Annotated in this window: 23 protein-coding genes, 3 pseudogenes and 1 other annotated feature; of the genes and pseudogenes, 2 read left to right on the forward strand and 24 right to left on the reverse strand. The window is 39.0% G+C overall.

Going from position 1 to position 24,937, the window contains the following annotated elements:
- Positions 1-2: 2 nt before the first annotated feature.
- The 13 genes and pseudogenes from rplU to CEF21_RS16265 form a co-directional block, all read right to left on the reverse strand.
- Entirely contained in the window at positions 3-311 is a 309-nt protein-coding gene (gene rplU / locus CEF21_RS16210) for a 50S ribosomal protein L21 (RefSeq protein WP_035405301.1), read from the reverse strand.
- 16 nt (positions 312-327) lie between these two features.
- Positions 328-418: a sequence feature (ribosomal protein L21 leader region), on the reverse strand.
- Between the two features lie 42 nt (positions 419-460).
- On the reverse strand, positions 461-1,921 hold the full coding sequence (locus CEF21_RS16215; RefSeq protein WP_123918151.1) for a ribonuclease E/G: 1,461 nt from the start codon (positions 1,919-1,921) through the stop codon (positions 461-463).
- 58 nt (positions 1,922-1,979) lie between these two features.
- A complete protein-coding gene (locus tag CEF21_RS16220) occupies positions 1,980-2,846 on the reverse strand; it encodes a M50 family metallopeptidase (RefSeq protein ID WP_164462224.1) in 867 nt (288 codons plus the stop codon).
- Positions 2,839-3,621 carry a M23 family metallopeptidase gene (locus CEF21_RS16225; RefSeq protein ID WP_123918153.1) on the reverse strand — a complete coding sequence of 261 codons (783 nt, stop codon included), beginning with the start codon at positions 3,619-3,621 and terminating at the stop codon, positions 2,839-2,841. The genes CEF21_RS16220 and CEF21_RS16225 overlap by 8 nt, the downstream gene beginning before the upstream one ends.
- Positions 3,622-3,927: 306 nt before the next feature.
- On the reverse strand, positions 3,928-4,731 hold the full coding sequence (gene minD, locus CEF21_RS16230) for a septum site-determining protein MinD (protein ID WP_123918155.1): 804 nt from the start codon (positions 4,729-4,731) through the stop codon (positions 3,928-3,930).
- Positions 4,732-4,733: 2 nt separating this feature from the next.
- Positions 4,734-5,417, reverse strand: coding sequence for a septum site-determining protein MinC (gene minC, locus CEF21_RS16235; protein WP_123918157.1), 684 nt, complete (start codon positions 5,415-5,417; stop codon positions 4,734-4,736).
- Positions 5,418-5,483: 66 nt separating this feature from the next.
- Positions 5,484-5,999: a rod shape-determining protein MreD gene (mreD, locus tag CEF21_RS16240; RefSeq protein ID WP_123918159.1), complete on the reverse strand. Its 516-nt coding sequence runs from the start codon at positions 5,997-5,999 to the stop codon at positions 5,484-5,486.
- Positions 5,996-6,883 carry a rod shape-determining protein MreC gene (mreC, locus tag CEF21_RS16245; RefSeq protein ID WP_123920323.1) on the reverse strand — a complete coding sequence of 296 codons (888 nt, stop codon included), beginning with the start codon at positions 6,881-6,883 and terminating at the stop codon, positions 5,996-5,998. The genes mreD and mreC overlap by 4 nt, the downstream gene beginning before the upstream one ends.
- Positions 6,884-6,978: 95 nt before the next feature.
- A complete protein-coding gene (locus CEF21_RS16250) occupies positions 6,979-8,001 on the reverse strand; it encodes a rod shape-determining protein (RefSeq protein WP_123918161.1) in 1,023 nt (340 codons plus the stop codon).
- 117 nt (positions 8,002-8,118) lie between these two features.
- A pseudogene (locus CEF21_RS16255) lies at positions 8,119-8,277 on the reverse strand (JAB domain-containing protein); the annotation flags it as partial.
- A gap of 192 nt (positions 8,278-8,469) precedes the next feature.
- A pseudogene (locus tag CEF21_RS21965) lies at positions 8,470-8,593 on the reverse strand (transposase); the annotation flags it as partial.
- Between the two features lie 174 nt (positions 8,594-8,767).
- A complete protein-coding gene (locus CEF21_RS16260) occupies positions 8,768-10,486 on the reverse strand; it encodes a trypsin-like peptidase domain-containing protein (RefSeq protein ID WP_123918163.1) in 1,719 nt (572 codons plus the stop codon).
- A gap of 286 nt (positions 10,487-10,772) precedes the next feature.
- Positions 10,773-11,762 carry a DGQHR domain-containing protein gene (locus tag CEF21_RS16265; protein WP_123918165.1) on the reverse strand — a complete coding sequence of 330 codons (990 nt, stop codon included), beginning with the start codon at positions 11,760-11,762 and terminating at the stop codon, positions 10,773-10,775.
- Between the two features lie 115 nt (positions 11,763-11,877).
- Between CEF21_RS16265 and CEF21_RS16270 the strand changes: the two genes are divergently transcribed.
- Positions 11,878-12,204: a helix-turn-helix domain-containing protein gene (locus CEF21_RS16270; RefSeq protein WP_123918167.1), complete on the forward strand. Its 327-nt coding sequence runs from the start codon at positions 11,878-11,880 to the stop codon at positions 12,202-12,204.
- 590 nt (positions 12,205-12,794) lie between these two features.
- Positions 12,795-13,736 carry a hypothetical protein gene (locus CEF21_RS16275; RefSeq protein ID WP_123918169.1) on the forward strand — a complete coding sequence of 314 codons (942 nt, stop codon included), beginning with the start codon at positions 12,795-12,797 and terminating at the stop codon, positions 13,734-13,736.
- Positions 13,737-13,818: 82 nt separating this feature from the next.
- On the opposite strand, the gene CEF21_RS16280 is transcribed toward CEF21_RS16275, so the two are convergent.
- The 11 genes and pseudogenes from CEF21_RS16280 to CEF21_RS16325 form a co-directional block, all read right to left on the reverse strand.
- The gene (locus tag CEF21_RS16280) at positions 13,819-14,937 is read right to left on the reverse strand and encodes a DUF4238 domain-containing protein (RefSeq protein ID WP_241156695.1); all 1,119 of its coding nucleotides are present in this window, start codon (positions 14,935-14,937) and stop codon (positions 13,819-13,821) included.
- 287 nt (positions 14,938-15,224) lie between these two features.
- Positions 15,225-17,093, reverse strand: coding sequence for a hypothetical protein (locus tag CEF21_RS16285; protein ID WP_123918173.1), 1,869 nt, complete (start codon positions 17,091-17,093; stop codon positions 15,225-15,227).
- Positions 17,094-17,105: 12 nt separating this feature from the next.
- Entirely contained in the window at positions 17,106-17,420 is a 315-nt protein-coding gene (locus tag CEF21_RS16290) for a helix-turn-helix domain-containing protein (protein ID WP_164462225.1), read from the reverse strand.
- Positions 17,417-18,496, reverse strand: coding sequence for a tyrosine-type recombinase/integrase (locus CEF21_RS16295; protein WP_123918175.1), 1,080 nt, complete (start codon positions 18,494-18,496; stop codon positions 17,417-17,419). The genes CEF21_RS16290 and CEF21_RS16295 overlap by 4 nt, the downstream gene beginning before the upstream one ends.
- Before the next feature lie 93 nt (positions 18,497-18,589).
- A pseudogene (gene radC / locus CEF21_RS16300) lies at positions 18,590-19,126 on the reverse strand (RadC family protein); the annotation flags it as partial.
- A gap of 34 nt (positions 19,127-19,160) precedes the next feature.
- Entirely contained in the window at positions 19,161-19,742 is a 582-nt protein-coding gene (locus CEF21_RS16305) for a Maf family protein (protein WP_123918179.1), read from the reverse strand.
- 118 nt (positions 19,743-19,860) lie between these two features.
- Complete coding sequence (locus CEF21_RS16310) at positions 19,861-20,961, reverse strand: GerAB/ArcD/ProY family transporter (RefSeq protein WP_164462226.1); 1,101 nt, start codon at positions 20,959-20,961, stop codon at positions 19,861-19,863.
- On the reverse strand, positions 20,958-21,125 hold the full coding sequence (locus CEF21_RS21380; protein WP_164462227.1) for a hypothetical protein: 168 nt from the start codon (positions 21,123-21,125) through the stop codon (positions 20,958-20,960). The genes CEF21_RS16310 and CEF21_RS21380 overlap by 4 nt, the downstream gene beginning before the upstream one ends.
- A complete protein-coding gene (locus tag CEF21_RS16315; RefSeq protein ID WP_123918183.1) occupies positions 21,115-22,305 on the reverse strand; it encodes a Ger(x)C family spore germination protein in 1,191 nt (396 codons plus the stop codon). Before CEF21_RS16315 ends, CEF21_RS21380 begins: the two co-directional genes overlap by 11 nt.
- A complete protein-coding gene (locus CEF21_RS16320; RefSeq protein WP_123918185.1) occupies positions 22,302-23,828 on the reverse strand; it encodes a spore germination protein in 1,527 nt (508 codons plus the stop codon). Before CEF21_RS16320 ends, CEF21_RS16315 begins: the two co-directional genes overlap by 4 nt.
- 121 nt (positions 23,829-23,949) lie before the next feature.
- Positions 23,950-24,930, reverse strand: coding sequence for an SPOR domain-containing protein (locus tag CEF21_RS16325; RefSeq protein ID WP_123918187.1), 981 nt, complete (start codon positions 24,928-24,930; stop codon positions 23,950-23,952).
- Positions 24,931-24,937: the final 7 nt, after the last annotated feature.

Here is a 24,937-nt window from a genome sequence, read left to right on the forward strand (position 1 = left end):
CCTTACGCGTTGATTTTTTCAATAACAACTTTTGTGTATGGCTGACGATGACCTTGCTTTTTCTTCTGGTTTTTCTTCGCTTTGTATTTGAAAACAACCAATTTCTTCGCACGGCCTTGTTTTTCAACTTTAGCCGTAACGGTTGCTCCAGATACTAGAGGGCTTCCAACTTTAACGTCGTCGCCGCCTACGAATAGAACTTTGTCAAATGTAACAGTTTCACCTAGCTCGCCTGCCACCTTTTCGATGTAGACTGCTTGGCCTTCTGCTACTTTAATTTGCTTTCCGCCAGTTTCAATAATTGCGTACATTCCACTGCACCTCCTATTTGATACTCAGACTCGCCAGTGTACAGGTGAATAATGATGAAGTTCATCACAATTGCTTACTACCTGCATCCGAGCGGTTGTAGCCACGGGTGCTACAAACAGTAACATAAGAATATTATCAGAAGTTGCTTCTATTTGTCAATCTTCTTTTCCTTTTCGGCTATTCTTTGCAAGATTTCTTTTTCAGTTCCAAATTGACGCAGTTCATAGCCGGGCTTGTCCATTTCTGCAGATGTAATAAAAATACGGAAATGCAGTTCTTTTTCAAGTTCCTGAAGGCGGTCATCAAACCACCCTTTTACTTCTCGTTCTGCCTGAACCCACACCGCTTCTGCATCCATATACCGGTATTTGCGCAGTTCCCTCTCAAGATCAAAAGCCTGTGTCTGGGCAGAGTCCACTCTCCCTTTTCCTCCGCAGACCCGGCAGGAATCGGTTAAAAGGGTATCAATATCCTCACTCGTCTTTTTTCTCGTAATCTGAAGAAGATTCAGCTCTGTAAAACCAATAATTCTTGTTTGAATACGGTCTCTTCCTGCCTGATTGTGCATGATCTGCAAAATCCTCTGCCGGTCAGCCGGATCCTTCATATCAATAAAATCAATCAGAATGATTCCATTCAGATTCCTCAGTCTGATTTGCCGCGCCGCTTCGAGTGCCGCCTCTTTATTTGTTTCGTAAATGGTCTGGCGCTGCGAATCCTTTCCGGTAAACTTGCCTGAATTCACATCAATGACATGGAGCGCCTCCGTTTTTTCAATAAGCAGGTAGGATCCGTTTTTCAGCCAGACGGTCTTTTTTTGGAGCTTATGTATTTCTGCATCCACTGTGCTGAATATTTCAGAGCCTTCTTTCGCGTGAAAGATTTTTGTCTCGGCCCCATGGGGCATTCTCCCCCTCAGCCTGTCTGCAAAAGCAGCATTGTCACAGTGAATTTCGCTATAGAAAGAAAGAGGCCGTTCCGCCGAAATGACCTCGAGCAAGTCGCCGGATTCCTTCAGCATAGCGGGTGCTTTTCCTGATTCAGGTGGAAGGAGGCTCAAAAATTCCCTTCTGAGCCTCAGCAGCTCTTCTTCCAGCTCATAAGGGTCCATGGAAGCAGCCGCAGTTCGGATAAGCACACCTTCCCCGTTATCAAGTATTCCGCTGCTCCAGTCTCTCAGTCTTTCAGCATCACTGCTTCCCAGCTTTCTGGAGACTGTCACTTTTCCTCCATAAGGCATATAGACAAGCGAACTGCCTGCAAATTCAATATTGGCTGTCAGCGCCGGTCCTTTCCATTCATCCCCTTCTTTCTTAATCTGGACCATGATTTTTTGCCCTTCATGCAGAAAAGAAGAAATCGGCTTTTTCTGATCGGAATGCCTGAACGCAGGCAGATCATCCAGCCGGAGGAAGCCGTTTTTCTCAAGGCCGAGATCAACAAATGCCGCCTCCATGCCCTTTACAACCTTTTCGACTTTACCCCAATACAGGCTTCCGGACTTGCCTTTTTGGCTGGATCTGAGTAGTTTTATATCTGCAAGTTTTCCGCTTTCCAATAAAGCAATCCGTTTCTCCTGGAGATTGGCTTGAACAATTAGCGTTTTCAACGTATTCCCTCTTTTGCTATCAGCTTTTCCCCCATTTACTCACTTTTTTTTCAGGAAGTCAATACGCATAAACGAGCTCCTCTATCTTGGAATTCGTTCTTTTTTCAGAAAAAAAAGCGTGCAGCAGCTCATTTTCATCGAGTTCCGACCATTTCGCCCCTTCGCGGCAAACAATGATGGGATGCTTGCATCCTCGTTTAAACTTGGATAAAACAGACAGAATTTCTTCTCCTGACTCGACCTCCAGAGGAACAAGCCGTTGTATGGATTCGGTACTTCCATAATACCGGTCCATTAAAAATCTCAAGTGAACAAAACGCCGCTGCCGGAATTCTGAATAAAGGCTGAAACACAAAAAAACTGTAATCATCCATAAATTAAGCTGATATGGGAAAAAAAGCAGAACGGCAGCTTTGTATAAGACGAGTGCGCATAGTGAAAACGCAAGCGTGGATTTGTGCGCATCCGGGAACGCTTTAAACAGGGAAAAAAGAATGAACAACAGCTTCCCTCCGTCCAGCGGCCAGATCGGCAGCAGGTTAAACAGCAAAATGGAAAGATTGTAAAACGTAAAGAGGGAGAAATCTTCATGGGAGACGAATCCTGAAACAAAGCTCAGCCACACGGCGCCCTGCATCAGGAAATGCTGCACGGGTCCGGCGAGAATCACAAAAAGCTCCTCTTTGATTGACCGGTTCCCATGCTCTTCCATTTCAGCCACACCTCCAAAGGGAAGGAGAATAATCGCCTTCACTCTCCAGGAAAAATAAAGAGCGCACACAGCATGACCCAGCTCATGAATCATGACAATCGCAAGCAGAATAGCCAGTGTTTTAAACTGGGATGTTGCTGCACTTATGGCCATAACAACCCACAATAATGGATGAATGTGAATTTTCCGCAGCAAAGATCCATATTTAATCAAAGGAAATCACCTGAATCGGATCAATGAAATTATCGCCCTTTTTAATCGCGAAATAGTACGTTCCTTTTTTGTTCTCATTTACTTTGATGGTTCCGAGCTCTTTGCCTGTGACAACCGTATCGTACAAAGCGACATCTGCACTTTCCAGATTTCCATACCACGATTCACTTCCATCTGCGTGCTGAACGACGATCGTCAAACCTGTATCCGGCTTTTCACCCGCTTCTAATACAACTCCCTCATCGATCGCTTCTACAGTCGGACGATCGGTTTCCACAAGAACTCCCTGGCCGTTTGCCTTAAAATTCTCCGTCACCTTTCCTGATGCCGGGACTGCGTACTCTCCTTTCAAGGGAGCTTTGCCAGCAGACAGCATATCGGTTTGAAAAAGCGCCAGCGGATGTCCAAATTGCTTTTGATACCAGGAGGAAACCGCTGCAAACTGAAATTCATGTTCAAGAGATGCTTTTGCCGCTGTTCGGATCGCATCGAGCTTTGGGGATTGTTCCTTAAAGACAACAGCCATCCCGAGTACAAGGGTTGCAGAAAGAAAGAGTTTAAGCAGAAAGACGTCCGGCCTGATCAGCGGATGACCCGTATCTTTTAAGGTCTCGGGACCGCCTTCATAAGAGCGAATGATGCCCGTATACTTTTCCTCTTCTTCCATAACTGCTTCCTTTTCCCAGACAACAGGAAGGTCCGCTTTCCCTGAAAGGGGTCTGGACTTCTTTTTCTTCGCCATCCGTTTTCTGATTTCATCCGCCCTTCTGGACATTCTCATCCACCCTTTTAATGTCAGTTTGTACAAGTCTATGACTTGTCCGTTGGATTTATGTTTTTGCGGAAAGAAAAGTGCGGAAAAATTACAGAATAGAACAAAAGCAAAAAAACTGACCCAGAAAAGGATAGAATCCCAGTCAGGTCAGTTTTTTTTTAGATCTGTTAAACTTGGCTGTTGATTTCCGATGCAGGTGCTCGCTTTCCGCGGGGCGGGAGTCTCACACCTTCCGCTCCAATCAACAAGTGTTAAAAATCAACATAAGACTTTAACAGAGCCTCTTTATTAAGAAAGGACACCCGTCTAGACACGAGCACCAAAAAATTTCTTGATTTTGTCCATAAATCCAAGGCTCTGCTGATCGAGTGTCTGCAATGGAACAGATTCTCCAAGGATCCTTCTTGCAATATTCCTGTAAGCAATCGATGCCCGGTTGTTCGGATCCATCGCAATTGGCTCTCCGCTGTTGGACGCTTTAATTACCTGATCATCATCCGCGACAATCCCAAGGAGATCGATGGACAGATGTGCAACAATTTCATCCACATCCAGCATGTCGCCATTTTGAACAAGATGATTGCGGATTCGGTTGATGACAAGCTTTGGAGGCTCTATATCTTCCCGTTCAAGAAGACCGATGATCCGGTCGGCATCCCTAACAGCCGAGACTTCCGGTGTCGTGACTACAATGGCTTTGTCGGCACCTGCCACTGCGTTTTTGAATCCTTGTTCGATCCCCGCAGGGCAGTCAATGACGATATAATCATAATCCTGTTTCAGTTCATCAATCAGTTTTTTCATCTGATCCGGTGAAACGGCGGATTTATCGCTCGTCTGCGCAGCAGGAAGCAAATACAAGAGTTCATCAAACCGCTTATCCTTCACCAGAGCCTGATGAATTTTGCATCGGCCTTCCACAACATCCACCAGATCATAGATAATGCGGTTTTCAAGTCCCATTACAACATCCAGATTCCGCAAACCGATATCTGTATCAACAAGACAAACCTTTTTGCCTAAAATGGCCAGGGACGTTCCTAAATTCGCGGAGGTAGTGGTTTTACCAACCCCTCCTTTACCAGAGGTAATAACAATCGCCTCTCCCACGGCTACATTCCCCCCTCAAGCGTAGTTACATCAGGTCTTACATGCATGACATTCTGCAATCTGTCTCTCTTCATTTGCCCTTCATCATCTATGTACGCGCACTCCATCCCGTGTTCTTCAGCATGAATCCGTTCGGGAGCCTGATTAAGAGAATCATAAATTTTCAGCTGGGCCGGAGCCATGACGGAAGCGGCGATAATTGCTCTTTTGTTCCCGTTATACCCGGCATGGGCTGTCCCACGGAGTGCACCTAAAATAAAGATGCTTCCATTTGCTATAACGGTACCGCCCGGATTCACATCGCCGATTAGCAGAAGGTCTCCCTCTACTTGCAGCACCTGGCCGGACCGGACAATTCTCGCCGCTTTTACGACTTCGGCCTCTTTTTTCAGTCTGTTCGCTTCTTCCTTTGTCACTACATCCGATTCTATATTTTCAACAACCAGATTTTTCTTTTTGCGTATCGTTGTTTTAACAACCTGCTGCTGCTCTTCTGTCAGAAGCCGTTTTCCCGATTTCACGCTAACTCCGATCAATGGTCCGTTTTCCTGTACGTACTGCTTTGAGGAAAGCATCTCTTCCAGTTCAAGAATTAGTGTTTCATAGGTGCACCCATCATCCAGATAAAGAGTGAGGCCATTCTTTGTTCCTTTTATTGTCACATACTGCTGTTTTTGGGCTTTCACGATGTTCACCTCAATAACATTACAAATTCGACAAACCGGTCCAAATCTCCTTTTTTGCCAAACCGTTTAATCCTCTGTCTGCCTTTTGAGGCGGGTAAGGAACAATTTTAAAGGAAAAATGATGACAAGACCCGCAATCGAATTCACAGCCAGTGTCGGCAGCAGTCTTCGATTGGTAAATTCATAAAAGTTCAGCGGATTCGGGCTTATGACAAGCTGAATTCCATACACATAAAATTCCAGAATGCTTATCGCAAGCATTCCGACAAACAGGACGACAAATGCATTATTCTGAAGGACCTTAAGCGCTCTTCCTGAAAGATAAGTCAGAAAAGGATAGGCAAAGAGATAGACTCCGAGAATTTCAGTATAAACAATATCATGCAGCAGACCGAAAATTAATGCATAAACAATGGCCAGCCGATCCTTCACATAGACAGAAATGAAAAGCAAGATGAGCAGCACGAACCTCGGCACATAAAACATATTATCGGTAAAAGAAGGGATCAGAATTAAATCAACAACCGTGCTTTCCATGATGAAAAAAAATAAAACAACGACCGGGAGGAGAAACCGTCTCAATTAGCTTCCCCCTCCGCCGCTCCATCACTGACATCTCCTTCTGGAGGGACAGGGGCTTCACGTTTGATTATGATTACATTCTCCACATCATAGAAATCTGCGGCCGGTTTCACATAGGCCATTTTCGTCAATCCATAGGAATCAGGCTGAACGTCCTCAACGGTCCCTATAGCCAGGCCAAGCGGAAACACTCCGCCATTTCCTGCTGTGACAACCTTATCTCCCTTTTTAATTTTCATGCTGGTGTTGATGTTTCTGAAAAGAAGCATTTCCCGCTTTTCATCATAGCCGGCAATCAAACCAAAAATATTCTTATCCGATTCCACCACGGCCGGAACCTGATTGACCCGGTCTTGGGCACTGAGGAGCTGGACGGTGGACGTATAGGCATCAGCACTCTTAATTTTTCCAATCAGCCCTTTGGACGTCATGACGGCCATATCTTCCGTAACGCCATTCTTCGTTCCACGGTCGAGTGTAATATACTCATACCACCGGTCTGGATTTCTGGCGATCATCGTTCCGATAATGGGCTTAAACGCGCTTAAATTCGTTTTTGCCCCAAGATCCTCACGAAGTTTGCCATTTTCTTTCCGCAGCCGCTGAACCTCTGCATCAAGAGTTGCATACTTTTCAATTCTTGATTTTAAATATTGATTTTCATTATATGTATCCTTTAAAGCAGCAATTTCTTCAAAAGTCCCCCCAATGAATTGGGCAGGCTTATGGAAAACAGATTGAAATAAACCAGTTGAATCTTTTACAAACTTCTCCGGCCACGTTAATTCACGGTTGCCTTTGACGGAGAAGCCAATCAGTGCCACGAGCAAAATGACGCTTGCCAGAAGCAGAATAAGCCGTTTGTTCATAAAAAAAGGCGGCATCATTTACACCTCTTAACGTTTGATATTCCTTATGATGAAATGCTTCTTTAAAACGATTCGGCACCTCTCTGCTGAGGCACCGAATCCATAAGACATTAACGCAGATTTTTTGTTTTCCCTTTAAATAAGTGGATATGCTCAAGAGCCTTCCCTGTGCCGATTGCCACACAATCCAGAGGATTTTCAGCAATCAATACCGGCATATTCGTTTCTTCGCTGATGACTTTATCCAGATTGCGAAGAAGGGCTCCGCCGCCTGTCAGTACAATACCCCGGTCCATAATATCCGCGGCAAGTTCCGGAGGCGTTTTTTCAAGTGTATTCTTAACTGTATCCACAATCGTATAGACGGTGTCGCGAAGAGCCTCAGCAATTTCTTTCGCTGTAATTTCAATCGTTTTCGGCAATCCTGTCAGGAGATCGCGGCCGCGGATTTCCATGTTTTCCACATCTTCCGGTGAACCTGCTGATCCAACCTCCATCTTAATCGCTTCTGCCGTCCTGTCGCCAATCATGAGATTATAGGTCTTGCGGATATAATTGATAATCGCTTCATCCATTTCATCCCCGGCTACCCGGATGGACTGACTGGTTACAATCCCGCCAAGAGAAATAATCGCGACTTCCGTCGTTCCGCCGCCGATGTCGACAACCATGCTTCCGGTCGGTTCCCATACAGGGAGGTTAGCGCCGATGGCTGCTGCAAATGGCTCTTCAATCGTATAGGCATCACGGGCCCCTGCTTGTCTTGTTGCATCAATAACGGCACGCTCTTCAACAGCAGTTATGCCGGACGGCACACAAACCATGACATAGGGCTTTCTTGAGAAAAGACTTTTATTTTTCGTCGCTTGTTTTATGTAATATTTCATCATCGTTGCAGTAGTCTCGTAATCTGCTATTACGCCATCCTTCATTGGACGAAGCGCCACTACATTTCCAGGTGTACGGCCAATCATATTTTTTGCGTCATTTCCGACTGCGACAATGGACTTGGTATCAGTTTGTAATGCAACAACAGAAGGCTCCCGCAAAACGATTCCTCTGCCTTTCACGAACACGAGGGTATTTGCCGTACCCAAATCTATCCCAAGGTCTCTAGTACCAATTCCAAACATTCATGTATCTCCCTTTCTGAAACGAATCACTTTTTGTAAAATAAGGATGAACCTTAACGAAAAAACTCATAAACCTTATTATAACGTAAATCGTCAAAAAAAAAAGTGGATTTCAGGTTACAAATATCCTTTTTCCTTCAGGCTGATATATTTTCTGTCTCCGATGATCAAATGATCAAGCAATTCAATCCCAATCATTTTCCCGCATTCGGAAAGCCTCTTTGTAACCTCTATGTCCTCGCGGCTTGGAGAAGGATCTCCTGAGGGGTGGAAATGTGTATGTTTAACAAAGGAATATTCATAACATACCTATGCAACGGAAATGAAAGTCAAAATATGGATGGTATGTAATGTTTTATCTAAAGTATGTTGTATCTCATTTAAAGTATTGTATCAAATGCATTTTTATTATCCACGAATTAAATAGGTTCTCCGTCAAATGTGGGGTGGCAGTGAAAACTGCCACCCTTATCCAATATGCAGACCCAATCCTTTAAACTGATTTTGCAATAAGATTTTCGCACGGAAGCGAGTAAAATTTTCGAAATCCATAGGCATTCCGTTTTAACACTTTTGTGGAATTGTTGATCCCTACTTGTTTCTCGACAATTCAAATATAAAGGAATGGATATCTGCGTGTATTTTATTTATGTAATTATTTGGGTACCCCAACAAATAGTATAGAGCCTTAAATAAAGTATATTAAATAAACCCCGTTCTTAAGTTCGAACGGGGTTTTGGTTATTGTGATTTATTTCATTATTTACTAGACTTCCTTTGCCAATTTTAATACTTCAGAAATTGGTATTATTTCATTAGGAGATACACCATTAGATGTAGTTCCCTTAGTTGCAACTCCAATTACCTCATTTGAAGCATTAAAAACCGGACCACCACTATTGCCTTCGTAAATTGTAGCCGAAATTTCATACCTTACATTTATTTTCTCGTGCATTCTAATCCCTTCCACATAACCACTTTGAGATTTAATATCATTGCCTTCTCTATATGAGGGAAATCCAACCAAATTAATTTGCATATCTTTTTTAATACTTTCGTTTGCACTATACCCAATACTTTCAATATCGAGATTTTCAACTTCTAATATAGCAAGATCCTTTTCAATACTGTAACAAATAATTCTTGCTTTATAAATTATGTCGTATGGTGAAGCTCTATGAATAGCTACATAATATTTGTTAATAAACTTAACTTCATTTTTCATTAAATCTATAACTTCTTTAACAACATGTGCATTAGTGATTAATCCTATTCCTTTTAATAGAAAGCCAGATCCTTGCCCATAAATGAATTCTCCTGTTTCATCGTTTTTATCAATATATAATTCAAATTCATTACATTCCATCACAAATGTATTTTCTTGATAAAATTGTATGTCATTCGGTGGTATTATGATGAGAGGCTCTTCATTTAGATGAGCAATTTGATTATACCTTTTCGCAAGATTGAGAAATACAGGATCAATTTTCCCTTTCACATTACCAATGTGTGCGATTTTTCCTCTTAAAATCGAAAACATGTCCGGGTATGTATTATTGTTTTTCTGACGAAAATTATATTTGGAATTAAAAAGTTCTACTGCAACATCTAAATTGTCTATATTTTTCTCAGCAGAATGCAGAATAGATCGTACTTTTCTTACATATTTTCTACTTACATTGAGTTTACTATTAACTACAATCCCTGTTACCGACTGATGCTGCTTCCAGTCACTCATCCTGGTTTTACTTTCTTTTATTGAAAATCCATATTTATTTATTATTTTAATAACTTCTTCACTTATCTCTATATTTCCATCGCTGTGCTGAATAGCGATCTGTGTTGGGAATATTCGTTTATTGCTTGAGAAAGTAATATCATCCGCATAGCGGGTATAGTTACAACCTCTTACATTAATCGCTATTCTCGTCAATTCTTTGTCCATGCTCTTTGAAAGTATATTAGATATTATGGGGGAAGTTGCTGCACCTTGTGGTAAAAAACCATCTGGGTGACAACAAAGATTTGCCAAAGTAGAAGCAACTGTTTCGTTTAATTTAAAGTAAGAAATAAACATATGACGAACTCTACGGAAATTTATACTCTCAAAAAAGTTTTCCAAATCAAAGTTCAATACAAATCTCTTATTGATGTGTTCATTTGCATTCGTAATAATATCCCGATTTTTCACAAATCCATGGGCTCTTTGATGTGAGTTAAAGTTCAATTCAAGTACGTACAAGAATTTTTTTTGTAAAATTGAGAGATTAGTATTAGGCGAGTATATAATGCGGGGATCACCATTTTTTTTTCTTAATTCAAATCTTCTATAGCTGTGTGCTCTATCTCTTATTAGAATCTTCCACAAGAACTCAACAGGAATTTCCAAAAGATTAGCAATATCATTAAAAGTGTTTAAGTTTTGAAAATTTCTTTTTATTTTATCTTCATTGGCTAATAATTCTGTTCTTATATATCTTCTAATTTTAGACTCCCCTTTTTATTCTTAGGCAAGCATGGATAAATTCTACCTTTCTAAATTAAATAGAAAATTATACGCGATTAGCTAAAAGTAGAAAATACGTAAAAGTGACGCAGATAAATAATACATTAAATATTCGGGTTGCGATTTCACAACCTAAAATTAAAATTACCTCATGCTTGCCAAAGGCAATTATACAACATTTATTAAAATTGGAAAATAATTAATTTATTACAAAAAAAAGTTGGCTGCTACTAAACCAACTTTCCTTCCAAATATAAACATATTATTATATCAACCTACTTAATAAATCGTTTGCTAAAGTTTTAGACCCTGATATCCCTTTTATATACTTCAATTCACCATCTATAGACCAATCTACATCTTTAATTTGTTCTAAACTATCTTTTAATCCTTCAATATCAATAGTTTTATTTGTATTTTTAATATATTTGGGAATAATATGTGATCCAAGAATTGAGAGTGCATGGATACTGACAATATGGGTTAACTTATAATCTTTATAATCATCCCATTCGTCAGAAAACAAATCCTTTATTATGTTGAAATACGCCTCAGTAATTAAAAGGATTTTTTCTTTAGTAAACCCCTTGAAAGTTCCATTTTTAGCCAATAAAGCAATACTTTTATGAAGGTTTTGCAGAGTGATGTGTTTTCCTTTACTTCTTTTACCAACTATTGTTCCCATTTTGTTAAATGGACTTTTTTCGTTAGTTATTAGATTTGTAGCTACCCAGCTAAAATCATCTTTATCTCTTTTTAAATATGTGCTTAAGGACGTACCGATTCCCTTAGCTTTAGTATTTATTGTATCGAATAATTTAATCTCCTCCTCATCATCTAAATAATGGAATGCTAGAAATGGTATATTTATATTTGATTGTGTTTCTTGAAAATATAATTCAATTCCTCCTAATCTATGTTGTCCATCCATAAGTGAAGCTTTATTTTTACAAATTAATCTTCCATATCCTGGTCTACCACTATCATAGAGAGAAAATTCCCATCCACCCATTGCATTTAACAAAATAGGTGTGAATAGAGCATCAGTTCCACAAGAAAGGTATTTTGAAAAGTCTTTACATCTTTGTTTACTAACAGGTCTTTGATAGCCCACACCTGAAGGGTCATTGTAAGGCTTAACATAAGTCAATTTTAGCGCATCACTTGCTAATAAATTACTTTGATAAATTATCCTACCTCTCATTTTTGATTGAATTACGTTTTCAATAACTAAATTATTATTTAATTTATTCATTGTTTATCCTCCTAAATAGCACTTATAAGTATATATTTAATCATTATTTTATATATATATATATCTGTAATATATGGAAACACACCTCTAATCTGTACATAAGAGGTGAAAATAATTGGAAAATATAGTTAAGTTAACTGGAGAAAGAATACGTATTTTACGAAAAAATAGGGGATGGACACAAGAGGAATATGCTGAAAAAGCTGACTTCCAAACATCATATATTGCAAGTGTTGAAAGAGGAGAAAGAAACATTACACTTGAAACACTCGAGAAACTTTTAGTCCCATTTAATATTAATGCAAGTATATTTTTTACTGGTTTTAATTTAAATTCAAAGAACATTGAACGACTTATTACACAACTTATTACATTAGAGGAAAAAGAAATTGATTTAATTAATGATATTGCTGCGAGAATCATTAAAACATATAAACCTTAATAGATTACTGGTAAAAATAAATTGCATTATAAGTAAATATTTAATTTTTTTAATAAAAAATAGAAATACCTCTAGCCAAACTTGCAAAAATACCTATTTTAATAGTTAAAAACACAAATTGGGCTATTTTATTATTTTTATTAAAACCAATATGCTTGTATTAACAATTTAACAAGAGAGGTTGGTTTTAGTGGCTATTCGAAAATTGAAAATTATAGAAACGGAAACAGGAAATGGTATCAATAACAAAATTTTTTCTATTCGATATTTTGATGATTTATTTTTCAATGAGATAAAAGTAAGTTTTCAAGTTGTTAGAACATCTGAAGGTAGAATGTGGACATTTATAGTAGAAAATGAGGATTTCTTTCAAAGGAAATTACAGTATATACAATCACTAAAATCAATTTTTCAAATGATCCTACCTACGCTTATTGATAAATACAATTTTTCTCCGCAGATAGTAACTATCCATCACAAAAGTAACATTTTAATTATATAAATTCCTAAGTAAAGGACTTTATATTTATGAAATCTAGTATAAAATGGAATCCTAAAAATTCTCATTTTTCTAGGGGAGGATCAAGAAAATGGATATAAACTTAAAAAAGTTATTGGCTGCTGAAATAGATGATATGCTACAAAATGAACTAAATGATACTATATATGAGCTTAATCAAAAAATTAAAGAAATGATACCAAAAATACATATACCTAACTTAGAACCTGAAATTCTCAAAGAAATTCAAAACTTCAGTAAAACTAACATAGAAATAATGAATACTATTAGCTCTACTTATATAAAGGCATTCCAAACAAATTTCTTTATTCCAGTCACAAACTTGTTTTTGGATGTTGCTTTAAAACCTATTGACATAGACAAATTGACAAAAGGATTAAAAATACAATTAGATTGCTATGAAAAGGCCATGACAAGGTATGATGATCAATTATGGGCTATAGACGAAGCTATCTTCAATAAAATAGAATCTGTAAACCTACTACCCTCTTTTCAACAAATAGAACATCACGTTGAAGACAACTTAAATCAATACATGGAGTATTTTAGTAAAGATGCTTTTTATATAAAGTATGCTTCACTTTTAGAACAATCTTATTCTGCTTATAAGGATGAACAATATATCTTAGCTTCATTTCCACTTTTCGCAGTAATAGAAGGACTTATAACGACTTCATTTCATGATTATGAGATTAATTTGGAGTTAAAGCCCTTTTTAAAAGGAAATAAAAACAAACTATATACCAAGTTAACAGACTACGTTAAAACTACAGAGGATGAAATAGCTATTAACGTCCTCTTTTTTAGAAGAGTATCTTATGTATTTAATAACCTCTTTAAACCATCCTGGAATAAACATCCCACTCAAATCAACAGAAATTGGATAATGCATGGTTCTTATAATTACGACCAAATAAAAAAAAGTGATATATTAAAACTTTTTCAACTAATTAAGGCAGCAGAAGTATTAAAAAATATTACTTTTGAAAATATAGCCTCCCAATCGAGGTAGCTTTTATATCCGATCTTTATTTATCTAATACTAGATTAAGTGCCATTCTTATTTATACTAATTTATTAATTTGAAATTTGCGTTATTCATCTAACTTTAAGAATTTTTTTGTGCTTTGGGGCTTACGTGCATACTTTAATTGTTGTTCAGCTAAGTATTGAGCAATATACGGTGACTCAGTTCTATTAATTCCTCCCATGTGAATAGGAATACTTAAGCTATTCGCATAATCAGATATCTTAATCCAAGAGAAATTTATATTTTTTGCCACTCTATTCTGACTGTAAGAAATTAATACTCCATCGGAATCAGCTGATTTAAAAGAAGCAAGTTCTCTATCCAATTCTTTTATTAAAGGGGTTTTCTGATTACTTTTATGAATGCCTTCAATATATCCTCGTTTTATTTTTTGATTAAAAAATACGTTATTATAAGCATTCAAAAAGAACAATTCATTTAAGCGGTCAACATCTTTGGCTTTTTTTAGAATTAACGTTCCATTTTTTTCATTAGGAACATCGTATGCTAATGAATCATAAAGAAGTATGCATTTTTTTGGTGAAATAGGAAAAAAAATCAGCATCCCTCTAGTCATGTATCCAAAGCCACCCGGATAACCCTTTTTTAAATAAAACGAATTGTAACGAACTATAGGGTTATCCGAAGTTATAAAACCTCTTGCCCCGGTTTGTTCAACAATCAATATGGGTTTTAGATCGAGAACTAACGTAGTGGTCTCTATTGCATGTTGGATACTATGGTTAACTGGGTTTTTAATTTCGACTTTAAAAGAATTAAGATTTACCTTTTTAAATCCTGGATGTTCTTTCATTAATGCTTTTATTATATGATCTGACATTTTAATTATTGAATCTCCATTTTTTAAGTTCCTTGCTTCAGTAATTAATAAAAACATTATAAGATGTATATAATCCTCTTTATCTATGTCAGGCAATTGGTGATTATTAAGTATATATTTTATTATTACTGAAGCTTTAGCTTCTATTTCTCTATCCAAAAATATTTCCAAGTTATTGTCTGACCCATAAAAATTATGTTTCTGACACATGTTCCTAATTGAAGAATTAGATATATATTTAGAATATTCCAAGTTATATGTATCTATGGCCCTTTCTGTTTCAGAGAAATTCCTCAAGTAAAACTTAGGAACATAATGTTGTCTATTTTTCTCGGCCATCATTTAACCCCCTACTTGTAAAAAAATTTTTTAAGCAAAATAAATTAATCCAATTCTTCCGTTGCCGTATTAACTTTGCTTGGTGTTGAGTATGTATGTATATAAATATTTGTTTAGTGTTCTAATTTCCAAAATTCCTGTGTGTTATTTTTTGAAAATTCACAAAGAAGACCCTGGGAATCCGGTACTTCTCTGTGTCAACGTATATGAGAAGGGAGTTATTGTCTAATTTTAAAAGGATCAAGCGAATAAGACTCTTGAAAATCTATACTTTTCACAGATCGCGAATATTAGTTTGTTTTTTTATTATTGTTTATTTCGTCATTGATAATGTCATCCATCAATACTTCTCCAATATTTGCGTATCTACTTGCTTGTGTTATAGATAAACCAAAACAATCATGTAAATACTCTGCTCCAAAATTACTTGCACAAAACTGTAAAGCAGCAATTCTTAAACTTTTAGGGGGCAGTCCTAGTATAGATTTTACATATTGATTTATTGTACCTTTTTTTATGGAAACATCCTTTATTGATTTGTGTGAACAAAATAAATAAATAGAATTTTTTCCATTTAACCGTCTCAAACGTTCATCTAATGTAAGATGGAGTAGTAACATCTCCACTGTAGATAAAAACACTGGAGGTCTTCCATTTAAATAGATAGATTTACTAGCTAATTTTATATCTTCAATTTTTATTTCCATAATGTTTTTAGTCTGTAAAGCATGGAAGTATATTAGTGAGGAAATTAGTTTTTCTACAAATAATTGGTCACTCTCTGTTGTTAATTTTCGATATATTTCTGAATGATCCTGCTTTGTTAAAGGTCTCACCTCTATCATTCTATCTCTAGCAATAAAATTCTCTATAGGATTCGCAAAAATGAAACGCTGTTTTTTAGCAAATTGAAAGAAATTATATAATGCTCTTTTTTTTATGTCTCTAGACCTCTGTGGTGTTTGCAACAAATAAGTGTTCACCATTCGTTCTGAAACTTCAGCCCAGTTATGAGCAGTTTCATTGTTAGCTAACCAGTTATAAAAAGAGATCATCATATCTATCTTGTCAATAATAGTACTCATTTTTTTCCTAATTACTGCGTTTTTTTTCTCTAGTAGCTCTTTAGAAGCTAACTCTTTTTCGAGCATTTTAATAAGTGGTTTTTGAAAATTCTGATTTACTGTATAAATCTTTTTAAGAATTTTCTCTTTCGGGTTACTTTGTAAAGGTGAAAGTAGACCTATTCTTTCAAGAAAAGCTAAAAAAACTGTAATCCCTTCCCCTTTAAATTCATTTAAGAAAATGTTTCTCCACTCTTCAGAAAATTTAAATTCAATTAATAGCGTATAGTCAGGGGACTCTAAAATGGCCTCTAAATCTAAATTATTATCATTAAATTTAAATGGCCATGTATTAATGTTATCCGGAATATATTTTGTCAAAAATTTTATAAAACGTGTACCGCTCTCTAGGAGGTTAACTAATGTTTGAGGAGTTCTACCGAGGGTAGCAATAAATTTAGTGTAATTGAAATACAAACCTTTTAATGAGTTATTTGGAAACTCTTTATTAACATATTCTAATGTAGTTTTATTAAATATACTACGGTATGCTATACATGTATAACAAAAAGATTGTGCACTATTAATAGATTCTGCTCCACAATCACGACATCTAGTAGGTGAATAAAAGTAATCTAGTATATCTTTTTTAAACCTATATATTTCTCTTGTTTCTATTGGAAAAAAGGAATCCGAAACCATATCAAAAGCTATTAAATCTTCAGAGTATAGGAATACTTTAATGATATTCAATGCATTTCTAGATTTAATAGCACTTACTTTAAAGTACGAATTATGAACCCACAGTTCACTTAATCTAGCATTATGATCTTTAACCAAGTTCATTATTTTCACAAAATCCACGACTATCCTATTTTGTTGAGAAGGTACCAATGCACTTTTGTTTAAAAAATTTATTAATAGGATTGTATAATTCCCAGTTTCTTTGCTTTTTGTTTTTTTAAAAAGAAATTCTTCATCAGATAAATACTTTGCTAATATTCTTTTGGCATTACAATTATTACATTCTCTAGCTGAAGCAACGGTTTTTCTAGATAAGAGTTCATTACACTTTGGGCAATTGGCTGAGTTCAAACTTAACACCCCTTAAACTGGTGGTAATTGGCGATTGCTACTATTAACCACTTTTTTTTCATGCTGCTGACTATTAACATTTGGATTCTTAACCTCGATTCTTGTGGGCGTATGATCCAATAAATCATGCGGTTTGCAATTCAAAGCTGAACAAAGTGCGTCTAAAGTTGTTATTTTCATTTGTTTAGGTACATCATTTAATAATGCAGATATAGAGGGTGGAGACATTCTATACCCCGTCTTTTCCTCCATGACTCTTGCTAATTCAGAACCAGACCAAATATCATTCTTGGCCATTACTTGCCTTAATCTCCATTTAATACTCATGTATTTACCTCCTTTGCCATTTCCTCCATCTGAGATTTCCATTTTTCCTGTGCAATCCGCACCCTACGTTCAATGAAATCATTACTTGGTTCTAGGTAACCCGCAGTAGTTGAAATATTTGAGTGGCCTAGTAGATGACTCATTGTTAAAATATCTACCCCAAGTTCTACATAATTAGTTGCAAATGCATGTCTTAGCTGATGGGCACTAAATCTTTCTGATTCTGATATGCCTATATCATCTTGCCTTCGAGTTAAATTAGCTCTCATCGTGTCTCTACTAACCCTTGTTCCTGACTCTGATAAAAAAAGGGGCCCTGATTTATCAGTATTAATTTGAAAGTTAGGTAATATCTCATCAATATACCATTTTAGAAGCTCATCTACTCTAGTTAACATAGGAACCCATCTTAGTTTATGCCCAGTCCCCCTACTCCCCTTCCCAAATCTAACATGAATTTTACCTTTGTTTCCTAAGTCAAATCTTACATCTTTAACATCAAGCATAACTAGTTCATTAATTCTTAATCCAGTCATCATTAATGTTTTAAAGAAAACATAGTCTCTTGCGACTGTATAGTATTTTCTCCCCTTAATCATATGTTCCTTTAACCCATCAAAAAAAATTTCTAAGGTCTCTTTATTGGGAGGAACTACTCTAACATCATTATCATCTTTTCTATGGAAAAATTTATTGAATTCATCTAAAACATCAGGAACTCTTACCCCAATTTTATTAAGTATATCTGCACTCTTTCTCGCACGTAAATACTCATAAAAAGTAGATATGTTAGATTGATATTTCCGTCTAGTACTATGTGCTAAACCTTTACCTAACAAGCTCAAATAAAAGTTCTCTACATCATCTGGGTTTATTTCCCAGCAGAATTTATTAGAAAGCATCATAAACTCTCGTATGTTCCTTAAATTTAAAGCAACAGTAGCAGTAGTAAATCCTTTTACCAATTGTTGCTTTTCCCAATCACTAATGAGCTGCTCTTGAAATTCCAACTTCCTCTCATATGTAAGATTACTTATATTAAATTCCTTATTCGCTAACAACTCATATTTCCTCATCTAGCACCTCATTATTTTAGGTGTCGCCTAATATTTTTAGTTAAAGGAATGATATCATATGAATTATTACTTGTCTAACTTAAACATAATCCGATGGTTGTGGATGCAGATAAATGATGCTGCGGACCGCCGGAAAGCTTCTTTAAAAACCTCTCTCGGGTGAACGATGGAGGCATTCAGGCTCCCAATAAACACAGTATGTTTATGGATCACGTGATTTTTTGTATTCAAATACAGGCAGACGAAATGCTCCTGGGTCAGAAATCTCATTTCTTCCATAACAAAATTTGCGCCGTCCTGCGGAGAGCGAATTACACAGCGCTCTTCGGAGGAGAGCTGGAGTATTCTTCTCCCAAGTTCCATGGAAGCCATAATTTGAACCGCTTTGGCCTGGCCAATTCCGGAAATGGACGTCATTTCTTCCACTGTCGCCTCTTTAAGCAGACGCAGTCCTTCGAAATGGGAAAGAAGCTTTGAGGCAAGCTGAAGAACAGACTCTCCCGCCGAGCCTGTTCTTAACAAAATTGCAAGGAGTTCCTGATTGGATAAACTCCCCGGTCCATCATTTAAAAGCCTTTCTCTCGGTCTTTCTTCAGCAGGGAAATCACGGATACTAAGTATTGAACTCATAAGTTCCTCCTTGGTCTCCCATGCGCTCATCTCATTAAACGGAAAATCCTATCTCTCTTAATTCGCGGATCAGCCTGGAAGCCGGCAAGCCTACGACTGAAAAGTAATCCCCTTTAATTTCTTTCACAAAAAGTCCGCCCAGTCCCTGAATCCCATAGGATCCTGCTTTGTCCAGCGGTTCTCCGGTTTCTGCATAGCTTTGAATTTCCTCGCTCGAAAGGTCCCAGAAGACTACTTCCGTCGAAACATAAAACGTTTTTTCCTTGGTTCCTTTTAAAATCGACACCCCTGTTAATACGTGGTGGGTTCTCCCGGATAATAACCCCAGCGTCCGGATCGCGTCCTGCTCATCTTCAGGTTTGCCCAGGATTCTGCCATCGAGTACGACGACCGTATCCGCTGCCACTACAAATGAGTCCGGGAAAGCGGCGGCTGCATGTCTTGCTTTCTTTGCTGCCAGATACTGCACAGCATCCTCAGGTGATAATCCGGGATCAATTGATTCGTCTGCATCTGTAATCATCACATTAAACGGGATGCGCAAATTTTCAAGAATTTCCTTTCTTCTTGGGGAGCCTGAAGCTAATATAAGATGCTGCTCAAGATGTGCGTGCATAAACGTCCATCCTTTCATGATTCTTAGGGAGATACAACACGATCGTATCAAAAGGACAGCTGAAGCACAATTTTCAATAATTCATTTTCCTGCCCGAACCGCAAAGGAAAAATGCTTTTTACATTCTGCCATGAGAAGCCTTATGCTTACCCGCAAGAAGCCCTGCTGCTAAAAGAAGAATGAACAGAACATATAAAAGAAACCACCAAAGCGTCCAATACTGAAAAACAAAGTTATTAAAATCAATCAGCTTTAAATGAATCCGGTTAGACATCGTCCATACGAAAAGCGATGCCGGGAGAATAAACGGCCTGTATGTCCTATGCTTGGTCATCGCCTTAAAACCAAGCATAGCCGACTGCATACAGAAAGTAATTTTTACGAAGATGCCAAAAATCCAGAATACGCCTATAAGCACTTCAATCCGTTCAAACAGTTTAACAATGGTAATATCACGCATCAGTTCAAAAGTTGAATATGTTTGGCGGATGACCAGATCGAAGCCCTGAATGGCGATACTGACGAAGGTTGTAAAAGATAGAACAGCGGCTCCAATAAAAAGAGAGATAAGATAAGACCGCCCCAGCCCTTTTTTATTGCTTACATAAGTAAAAAATGAAGAAATGAGGATTACTTCAATAAAGGGAAAACCAAGAACGGGATAGGCACCGTGAAGCAGCGGCTTAATCCCCCTTGAAAAAAAGGGCTTTAAATTAGCTAAATCAAATTGATTCATGACCAGCAAGAGAGATACCCCGAGCATTGATAGCGTAAGCGGAAGAAAAAATTGATTCACGGTCGCCAAATTATTTAATCCGAAATAAACAGAATACATGACAACGAGCAAAAGCAAAATTTGAAAACCGGCCGGATTGCTTTCCGGGCTAATGGACGTCGTCATAAAATTGCTGATATTCCTCAGGATATAGGCAGCAAGATTTAAAGCATAAAAGATGATCAAGGCATTTATAATAAAGCCCCCGGCTCTCCCGCAGACTTTTTCAGTAATCTCAAAGATCGAGGCGTAATGGTATTTTTTTAGAAGCCATACAAGCAAGAGATTTAGCAAAAGACCGATTCCCCCTGCTATGATCATAGAGAACCACGCTTCATTTTTTGCGGAAATAGCAGTTAAGCCCGGAGCCATTAAAATCGAACTTCCCGTCGTAAAGCTGAGCACCAGAAAAAAGAGCTGCTGTTTCGTTATCACATGATTCATGAAATCTGGCCCCCGCCGAACATCCATGTATAAAAAGGATGCAGAATGAAGGCGATCCAGCGGTCCACCGGAAAGACATCCAATCTGAACAAAGAGCAGATTCCATAAACGGCTGTCACCAGCCACAGTCCGGCAAGAGTCATTGTATATCTTTTATTTTTCATAAATGCTTTTCACCCTCAATCCAGTAATCTGGACGTTTACAGTGGCCTTCGTCTTTAAACGGGCCCTGCTGAACATGTCATCCCATTGATCCTTCCTCTTGAGCCATTCTTTATAGTGATTTTCATAAAGAAGCTGTCTCAGTCCAATTACATCTGTTTTCTGCGAAATAGCGGTTTGAAACGCCTGCTGCATTTCCTCTTGGAGCTTTTTTTCAGCACTTTTCTCAATGCGATTAAGCCCGTCCCCCTTTTCGAGGACAATGGGACACGTAACCTCACCGACTTCTGCTGTAGCAGAAACCTCGGCTTCGTACTCAAGCGGGTCGATGGATATATTTTTCAGCTTTCCTTTTGTATGGGAAAACTTTAATCCGATCCTTTCATTTGGATACCCCGGACATTCTACCGTCGTTTCAAATACATCGACCATATTTTTGAGCAGTCCCCATCCCCGGGATTCGCCCGGAGAGTACCAGCCGATCAGCTTGCTGTCTTGAAAAAGAGCAAAGCCGGTCATTTCAAACATTTTCATATTCCCGTTTATATTATTCAAAACCGCCGAGTCCGAAGCGTCAGCAGGTGTTGTTTTCTGAATCCCCGGAATAACCGGTTCTGTATATCCACCATAGTTCCAGCGAAGGACATCCTGAAATTCAATCCCCTTTTTGAGCCCCATGCTTCCTCCATACACGTCAACCCGTCTGGCAATGGACAGCGCCGGCATATTCTGTATCGGAATATACACATGAAACAGATCCTTGGCGCTATTCCCCTTTGCAATAAAAACATTTACATTATCGCGGATCTGATAGTATCTCTCCAAATAATCAATGATTGGAAGAAGCCCCTTAGTTTTGGCGAATTCTTCCCCTGCCACAATGACTGAAATGTGCGCAAAATAAAGCTTCCTAGAAAACATGTTCCTTGCTTTTTCCATAATGTCAGTAACCGTGGGGCCGGTAATGGTATACGAATAAACAGCCCCTCCGGAACCCCCTGAATCTGTTGCACCTTTTGATTTTGCCGTGGCTCCGGGATTGACGATTTGCAGCTGCATACTGATTCCTTCCGGGCTGACATCAAACCCAAGGCCTGATACGATGGCAAGCTCATTCAGCTCCACCCTGCCGCATGAGGTAAGAATGAAAAGAAGGGAAAGGACAAGGGAACCTCTCTTCATGCCTGCCCACCGCTTTCCTGTTTTTTTTGCATCTGCTTATACAGCTTCGTGTTTGATATCCATAAAGGCATTCTTAAAAGCCCGTCCTTCTGTTCATCCAGTCTGAGGGGAGCAAAGGGCTGAAAATAAGGGACTCCGGCAGATGTAACAGATGCCAGATGGATCACTAACCCGATGAAGAAAATAATCATTCCGTAGATTCCGACTGTAGAAGCAATCACCATCAGCAAAAAACGAAGCAGCCGGCTCGCTCCCGCAAAAGAATAGTAGGGGGCCACAAAGCTTGAAATAGCTGTTAAGGAAACGACGATGACAATCGCAGGGGAAACAAGGCCGGCTGCAACTGCTGACTCGCCTATCACAATTGCCCCTACAATTGATACGGCTGACCCTACCGGTCGCGGCATACGGACCCCGGCTTCACGGAGGATTTCAAAAATAACCTCCATAAGGAGAGCTTCCACGAATGCAGGAAACGGCACCCCTTCCCTTTGAGCAGCGAGGCTGATCAGAAGTTCAGAAGGAATTAATTCTTGATGAAACGTCGTAACTGCAATATAGGTAGCTGGAAAAGCCAGTGAAATGATATAGGCTATTAAACGGACGATGCGCACTAGGGAGGCAATATCATAATTTTGATAGTAATCTTCGGCTGCCTGGAAGAAGGACCAGAATGTCCCCGGGGCAATGATGCAAAAAGGGGTTCCTTCCATCATAATCACGACTTTTCCTTCAGTCAGGGCAGAAGCCGCTACATCCGGACGCTCCGTTGATAAAAAGACAGGAAACGGGGTCATCCGATTTTCTTTTAATAGTTCCTCAAGCATCCCTGTTTCAAATAATTTATCCGCTTGGAGAGAATCCAGCTGTTTTCTGACATGGTCCAGCACACGCTGATTGACAAGTCCTTCAATATAAGCGATTGATAGTTTCGTCTGTGTGATTTTCCCCGCCGTAACAGACGTAAAATGAAGGAGCGGAGTCGAAATCCTTCTTCGTAACAGGGGAATATTATCTGCTATTAATTCAACGAATCCTTCCCTTGGTCCCCGGACCATCGTTTGGGTTTGAGGCTCTTCAATCGTCCTGCTTTTCCAGGAAGTCAGTGGAATCGAATAAGCAAACGCCTGATGGCCGATAAACAAAATGACACCGCCCCTTATCAGGGCGTCTGTCACTTTACTGAAATCCTGGGCTGTCTGAAGCCCGGCAGAAGTTTGAATGGTTCTTTGAATCCACCCCGGATCATCCTCCGGGATGCCTTCGCGCAGCTGGTTAAGCATAGGAGAAATAATAAATTCCTCTATTTGCTGGCGATCCGCCATATTTTCCAAGTATACCGCCATAAAAGAAAACGTTTCGAGCTGATACGGCTGCCGAATTAAATCCCTGCTATTTCCGAACAGCGATAGGAGAGTCTGTTCATTTTCGAATAGTTGCCTGCTGATCGGGAGAGCCGCCCAGTCTGATCGGCGCTGATCCAATGCATGTAACCGCTCTTGTTTGGTTTTTTGCTGCCGCATAGGAACCTCTCCCTTCTGAAATGTATGATGGTATCAGTATGCTTCTCCAATTTTTCCTTATTCACATCCTGCATACAGCGCAAAAAAAGACACCCGGCAGCCAAGTGTCCCACATTCCCCTTTACTTATCGCCTTTCAAACCGTCCAGAATCATCTGCTGGGCTTTCCATCCGTTCGGTGCAGAAGGACTGGATGACAGCAATGCAGCTGCGGAAGAAAGATTGGCCTTTAAGCGTGAATCTTCCTTTACCTCCTTTAAATCTAAAGAGGCCGTCTTGAGCTTACTAAGGTCAGGCTGTCCTCCGGAAATGGCTTGAAGGGAGGCGGCAGTTATCTTTTCCGCTGCCTGCTGCAAAGACTCGGCAGCCTTTCCGGATTCTGCAATCTTCCATTCAGTCTGTTTTCCTCCCCACGCCTCCATTTGCAGGGTCTGATAATTTTTGCTGAGGCTGGCCGTTTCTTCTTTAGAAAAACCCATTCCTCCGTATACGAAATAAGCACCGCCCTCTTCGCGGACAACAGCGGCAAATCCTTTGCCCTTCATTTCATCTGCGATCTGGTCGGCCGAAGAACGGGATGAAAACTTCCCGTTCTGAACCACAAACGTGGCCATCTTTCCAGAAGCACCTTTATTGGCGGCGGCAGGAGGAGTTTCTCCGTTTTGCACAGAGCCTGTGCCGGTTCCCGCTGCTTCTCCTCCTCCTTCTGACGGCTGTGCAGCGGCAGGCATGTCATCATTGGAAATGACATTCAAGGCAATAAAGCCAAACGAGATTCCCAGTACAACCGCGACAATGACCGTAAACAGAAATTGCTTAATAGGAAAGAGCCGGTCCTGGCCCCCTTTATGGGACTCAGCCGGGAAAGACCAGCCCTTCTTCTTCTCCGTGTGCTTCACCAGAACTTTCGGATCTTCCTCGAATATATCTCCATCCTCATCCGGCAGAATCCATTCAAACTCATCTTTCTCCGGTTCCGCTGATGCGGCCGATTCCTTTGCGGCCTGCTCTTCCCACGAAGAGAAAGGAATAATCTTTTCATCTGCAGCAGATTCCCCATTCATTCTGATCTTAATGGTCCGTCCTTTTATTTGCTTGTCCACTCCGTCA

It is taken from the genome of Bacillus sp. FJAT-42376, assembly GCF_003816055.1.
In the GTDB taxonomy this organism is placed as follows: Bacteria; Bacillota; Bacilli; order Bacillales; family Bacillaceae; genus Metabacillus_B.